Here is a 6000-nt window from a genome sequence, read left to right on the forward strand (position 1 = left end):
GACATTCCAGCCGTGGCGCGCCACGGTGTCCGACAGGATCCCGCCAACCCGACCCCGGCCAGCGGAATCACCGCTGCCCGCGCTGTTGCGAAGTGATGGCGTCGCCGTCCGGCCCCACGGCCCCGGCCGCCGCCCGGCCGACACCGGTCCCGGCCCCGGCCCCGGCTCCGGCTCCGGCTCCGGCCCAGGCCGTACGTCGGTCCCGCCGCCGTCCTCGTAGGTCTCGGCGGCGCCGCCGCATGGGATCGGCACCCGCCGCCGCCCCTCGCACATCTGACGCCGTGCAGCGTGAAGGGGCCCGGAGGAATCGACCTCCGGGCCCCTCACCTGTCACACCTGGCAGGCCACTCCTGGTACGTCGGGCCTGCTGTCGCGTCGTCAGTCCGGGGACTGCTGCCGCTTCGGCCGCCACACCACCAGCGCGCTGGTCTGCTGGACCTCCTGGTACGGCACCAGGTCGCGCCGGTAGGACGCGTGCACCGCGGCCTCACGCTGCTGCATGGCGGCCGCCGCGCCGTCCAGCGCCGACTCCAGCTCCGCCACCCGGGACTGGAGGGCCAGGACCTGGTTCTCCAGCTCGATGATGCGCTTGATACCGGCCAGGTTGATGCCCTCGTCCTGCGACAACTGCTGGACGGTGCGCAGCAGTTCGATGTCGCGGGCCGAGTAGCGGCGGCCCCGGCCGGCAGTGCGGTCCGGGGACACCAGGCCCAGACGGTCGTACTGACGCAGGGTCTGCGGGTGCAGGCCTGAGAGCTGGGCCGCGACCGAGATGACGTAGACCGGTGTCTCCTCGGTCAGTTCATACGGATTGCGCCGACGGCCGTCCATCACTCTCAAGCTCCCTTCGCTGCCTCGAACAGCTCTGCCCGCGGGTCCTCGTCGGCGGTCGCCTCGCGATACGCCTCCAGTGCGTCACGAGCCTTCCCCGACAGGTCCTTGGGAACACTCACCTCGACGGTGACCAGCAGATCGCCACGGGTGCCGTCCTTGCGGACCGCGCCCTTGCCGCGTGCCCTCATCGTCCGCCCGTTGGGCGTGCCGGGCGGCAGCTTCAGCGTGAGCGACGGGCCGCCCAGCGTGGGCACCCTGATCTCCCCGCCGAGGGCGGCCTCCGTGAACGTCACCGGCACGGTCACCGTGAGGTTGTCGTCCTTGCGGCCGAAGACCGGGTGCGCGTCGACATGGACGAGTACATACAGGTCGCCGGCCGGACCACCGCGCTCACCGGGCGCTCCCTTACCGCGCAACCGGATGCGCTGCCCGTCGGTGACACCCGCCGGGATGCGGACCTGCATGGTGCGTGAGGACTTGGCGCGACCGCTGCCCTTGCACTCCATGCAGGGGTGCTCGGCGATCAGACCGCGGCCCTTGCAGTCGGGGCAGGGGTCGGTCAGCGAGAAACCGCCGCCCGTGCCCCGCGCCACCTGGCCGGTGCCGACACAGGTCGGGCACACCCGCGGCGTGCCGTTCTTGTCGCCGGTGCCGGAGCAGGCCCTGCACGGGGACTGCGAGGACATGCGCAGCGGAACCGTCGCGCCCTCGATGGCTTCCGTGAAGGTCAGGGTGACCTCGGTGTCGATGTCCTGGCCGCGCCGGGGCTGGGTACGGGTGCCCGGGCCCGTGCCGCCGCGGTTGAACAGCCCGCCGAAGACGTCACCGAGTCCGCCGCCGAAGCCGCCGGCCTGTCCGCCACCGCCGCCCTGGGCGCCCCCGAAGAGGTCGCCCAGGTCGAAGTTGAAGGAGCCGCCGCCCGCGCCCGGCCCCGGGCGGAAGCCGCCGTTGCCGAAGAGGGCGCGGGCCTCGTCGTACTCCTTGCGCTTCTTGGGGTCGCCGAGGATGTCGTTCGCCTCGGAGATCTCCTTGAAGCGCTCCTCGGCCTTGGCGTTGCCCGTGTTGGCGTCCGGGTGGAACTCGCGGGCGAGCTTCCGGTACGCCTTCTTGATCTCGGCCTCGGTGGCGTCCTTGGGGACGCCGAGGACCTTGTAGTAGTCCTTCTCGATGAAGTCCTTCGTGCTCATCCTCGACGTCCCTCCTTCCCCATCGGACTCATCCGTTCAAGCTCAGCCCTCGTCCGGGCCACCGCTCTCCTTGTCGTCGCCGGCCTCCGCCTCGTCGGCCTTGACGGCCTGTGCGCCGGGCTGGGGTTCGGCGACGGCCACGCGCGCGGGGCGAATGGTGCGCTCGCCGATCCGGTACCCGGGCTGGAGGATCGCCACGCACGTCGTCTCGGTGACGTCCGGCGCGTAGCTGTGCATCAGCGCCTCGTGGATCGTCGGGTCGAAGGGCTCGCCCTCCTTGCCGAACTGCTGGAGGCCCATCTTCGCCGCCACGGTCTCCAGGGACTCGGCGACGGACTTGAACCCGCCGACGAGTTCGCCGTGTTCCCGCGCGCGGCCGATGTCGTCGAGCACGGGCAGGAGTTCGGTCAGGAGGTTCGCGACGGCGATCTCCTTGACCGCGATCCGGTCCCGCTCGACCCGGCGGCGGTAGTTCTGGAACTCGGCCTGGAGCCGCTGGAGGTCCGCCGTGCGCTCGTCGAGCGCCTTGCGGGCCTGGTCCAGCTGGGCCACCAGTGCCGCTGTCTGGTTCGCGTCCCCGGCCGGGGCCGACTCCTCCGCCGCGGCGGGGGAGTCGGCCTTCGGCTCAGCGTCTTCAGGGATGGCGCCGGAGGGGACGTCGGCTTCTCCTCGAAGCCCGGGGTCTCCTCCGTCACGCGGCACCGTCCTTGCGCTCGTCGTCCACGATCTCGGCGTCCACCACGTCGTCGTCGGCGGCCTTGGCGCCGGCGCCCGGAGCCTCGCCACCGGCGGCCTGACCGGCCTGGGCGTCGGCGTACATGGCCTGGCCCAGCTTCTGGGAGACGGCCGCGACCTTCTCGGTGGCGGTGCGGATCGCGGCGGTGTCCTCGCCCTTGAGGGCTTCCTTCAGCTCGCCGATCGCGGACTCGACCTCGGTCTTGATCTCGCCCGGGACCTTGTCCTCGTTGTCCTTGAGGAACTTCTCGGTCTGGTAGACGAGCTGCTCGCCCTGGTTGCGGGCCTCGGCGGCCTCGCGGCGGGCGTGGTCCTCCTCCGCGTACTTCTCGGCCTCCTGGCGCATGCGGTCGACCTCGTCCTTCGGCAGCGAGGAGCCGCCGGTGACGGTCATCTTCTGCTCCTTGCCGGTGCCGAGGTCCTTGGCCGTGACGTGCATGATGCCGTTGGCGTCGATGTCGAAGGCGACCTCGATCTGCGGGACGCCACGCGGGGCCGGCGGCAGACCGGTCAGCTCGAACATCCCGAGCTTCTTGTTGTACGCCGCGATCTCGCGCTCGCCCTGGTAGACCTGGATCTGGACCGAAGGCTGGTTGTCCTCGGCGGTGGTGAAGATCTCGGACCGCTTGGTCGGGATCGTCGTGTTCCGCTCGATGAGCTTGGTCATGATGCCGCCCTTGGTCTCGATACCGAGGGACAGCGGGGTGACGTCGAGGAGCAGGACGTCCTTGACCTCGCCCTTGAGGACACCGGCCTGGAGCACGGCGCCGATGGCGACGACCTCGTCCGGGTTGACGCCCTTGTTCGCCTCGTTGCCGCCCGTCAGCTCCTTGACGAGCTCGGCGACCGCGGGCATACGGGTGGAGCCACCGACGAGAACGACGTGGTCGATCTCGGAGAGGTTGATGCCGGCGTCCTTGATGACGTTGTGGAACGGCGTCTTGCAGCGCTCCAGCAGGTCCGCGGTCAGCTGCTGGAACTGAGCGCGCGTGAGCTTCTCGTCCAGGTGCAGCGGGCCCTCGGCGGACGCCGTGATGTACGGCAGGTTGATCGAGGTCTCGGTGGAGGAGGACAGCTCGATCTTGGCCTTCTCGGCGGCCTCACGGAGGCGCTGGAGGGCCATCTTGTCCTTGGCGAGGTCCACGCCGTGACCGGACTTGAACTGCTGCACCAGGTAGTCGACGACACGCTGGTCCCAGTCGTCACCACCGAGGTGGTTGTCGCCGTTGGTCGCCTTCACCTCGACGACGCCGTCACCGATCTCCAGGAGGGACACGTCGAAGGTGCCGCCACCGAGGTCGAAGACGAGGATCGTCTGGTCGTCCTTGTCGAGGCCGTACGCGAGCGCGGCCGCGGTGGGCTCGTTGACGATACGAAGGACGTTGAGACCGGCGATCTCACCGGCTTCCTTCGTCGCCTGGCGCTCGGAGTCGTTGAAGTACGCCGGGACGGTGATGACCGCGTCGGTCACCTTCTCGCCCAGGTAGGCCTCGGCGTCCCGCTTCAGCTTCTGCAGGATGAACGCGGAGATCTGCTGCGGGTTGAAGTCCTTGCCGTCGAGCTGGATCTTCCAGTCGGTGCCCATGTGCCGCTTCACCGAACGGATGGTCCGGTCCACGTTGGTGACCGCCTGACGCTTGGCCACCTCGCCGACCAGCACCTCGCCGTTCTTCGCGAAGGCGACGACGGACGGCGTGGTCCTGGCACCCTCGGCGTTGGTGATGACGGTGGGCTCGCCGCCCTCCAGAACGCTCACGACGGAGTTGGTTGTGCCCAGGTCGATGCCGACCGCACGTGCCATGGTGATCTTCCTCCAGCTGACTTGAGTGGAACAGGCTCAAGTGTGCACGAGACTCACCGCTGGGTCAACAGACCTGAGTCGGACGCACTCAACTCTTATCCGTTCCTTACACGCAAGGAGCCGTTGACCTGCGAGGATGCCATTCGCGGGGATGCCCGCAGGGGTGATTCCACCGGCTCCGCAGACTCCGTCGACTCCCGAGGGCGCTGCACGAGAGCCCCGCTCCGACGCCGGGACCGGACCCGGTGGCGCGGGGAGTCCTCCCGGCTCGCCCGCACCTCGTGACCGCCGCGGGCGTCGTGGCCCACCCGGGCATCGAGACTCGTCCGGACCTCACGGCTCACCCTCACGTCCGGGCGTCCACGCCCCCGCCCCCGCGCCTGCCCGGGCACGCGCGGGCGGACGCGCCACAGGACGAGGACGACGACCACCACGCCCCCCGCCACCCACAGCACGGCCCCCACACCCAGCAACCCGGTGTGCACCAGCGTCCCCACGAGCACCCCCGCGAAGGCGGCCGCACCGACAGTCACCGTCACCCCCGCGGGCGTGAGGCCGAGCCGTCGCAGCCGGTGGGCGAGATGGTCGGGACCGCGGCGCAGCAGCGGGCGTCCGGACGTGCGCCGGGCCAGCACGACGAGGGCGGCGTCGGCGACGGCGACCGCGGTGAGCGCGAACAGCACCCCCGCCCCCCGTCGTCGCGTCCTGCCCCGCGCGCGTGGTGACGGCCGCCACGGCGAGCAGGAAGCCGGTGAACATCGCACCGCAGCCCCCGAGCGCCACGCGCGCGGGGGGCCAGTTGTGCATGAGGAAGCCGGTCAGCGCGGCGGCGAGCACGCTCAGCAGCACCGCGAGACCGTCCATCACCTCGGCCGCGGCACAGGCGGCCACCCCGAAGGCGGTGACGACCCCGACGGTCCCGGCCACCCCGTCGGCGTGGTCGAGCGCCCGGAAGGCGAGGGCGACGCAGGCGATCCAGCCGACGGCGGCGACACCGGCGAGCACACCGGTGTCGCCGTACGGGACGACGAAGGCCGCCGCCACGGCCGTACCGACGAGGAGGAACCGGGTCTTCAGCCGCCAGGCGTCGGCGACCAGGCCGAGGGCGGCGACGCCGGCGCCGGCGGCGAGCAGTGTGCCCATCCCCTCGCCCAGCGGCGCGAAGCCGGTCCGGTCGCCGGCGACGACCACGAGGCAGGTGGCGAGGACGACGGCGGCTCCCCCGGACAGCGGCACGCGGCGCTGCCGCTGCCGCCGGTCGAGGAGTCCGAGGCGCAGGGTGGGGGCGCGCAGCAGCGCGGCGAGAACGGCGGCGAGGAGCAGGGCGGTGGCGGCGGCGACGATCCCGTAGAGCACGGATATAAATGCGCACCGGGGAACTGACGCGGGGCACCCCGGAGCAGCTCGCCGCGCTGGACGTGCCGGCCCACCGCGAGGACGTCA

Annotated in this window: 3 protein-coding genes and 2 pseudogenes; all 5 read right to left on the reverse strand. The window is 71.2% G+C overall.

Annotated elements, in window-relative coordinates:
• Positions 1–378 precede the first annotated feature (378 nt).
• The gene (locus tag BM536_RS34090) at positions 379–831 is read right to left on the reverse strand and encodes a heat shock protein transcriptional repressor HspR (RefSeq protein ID WP_073499312.1); all 453 of its coding nucleotides are present in this window, start codon (positions 829–831) and stop codon (positions 379–381) included.
• Between the two features lie 5 nt (positions 832–836).
• Positions 837–2021, reverse strand: a complete 1185-nt coding sequence (gene dnaJ, locus BM536_RS34095; protein WP_073499308.1) for a molecular chaperone DnaJ — start codon at positions 2019–2021, stop codon at positions 837–839.
• 42 nt (positions 2022–2063) lie between these two features.
• Positions 2064–2716, reverse strand: a pseudogene (gene grpE, locus BM536_RS34100) (nucleotide exchange factor GrpE).
• Positions 2713–4557 carry a molecular chaperone DnaK gene (gene dnaK / locus BM536_RS34105; RefSeq protein ID WP_073499310.1) on the reverse strand — a complete coding sequence of 615 codons (1845 nt, stop codon included), beginning with the start codon at positions 4555–4557 and terminating at the stop codon, positions 2713–2715. The pseudogene grpE and the gene dnaK overlap by 4 nt, the downstream one beginning before the upstream one ends.
• A 302-nt stretch (positions 4558–4859) precedes the next feature.
• Positions 4860–5913: pseudogene (locus BM536_RS34110) on the reverse strand (MraY family glycosyltransferase); the annotation flags it as partial.
• Between the last annotated feature and the right edge of the window lie 87 nt (positions 5914–6000).

It is taken from the genome of Streptomyces phaeoluteigriseus (assembly GCF_001896135.2).
In the GTDB taxonomy this organism is placed as follows: domain Bacteria; phylum Actinomycetota; class Actinomycetes; order Streptomycetales; family Streptomycetaceae; genus Streptomyces; species Streptomyces phaeoluteigriseus.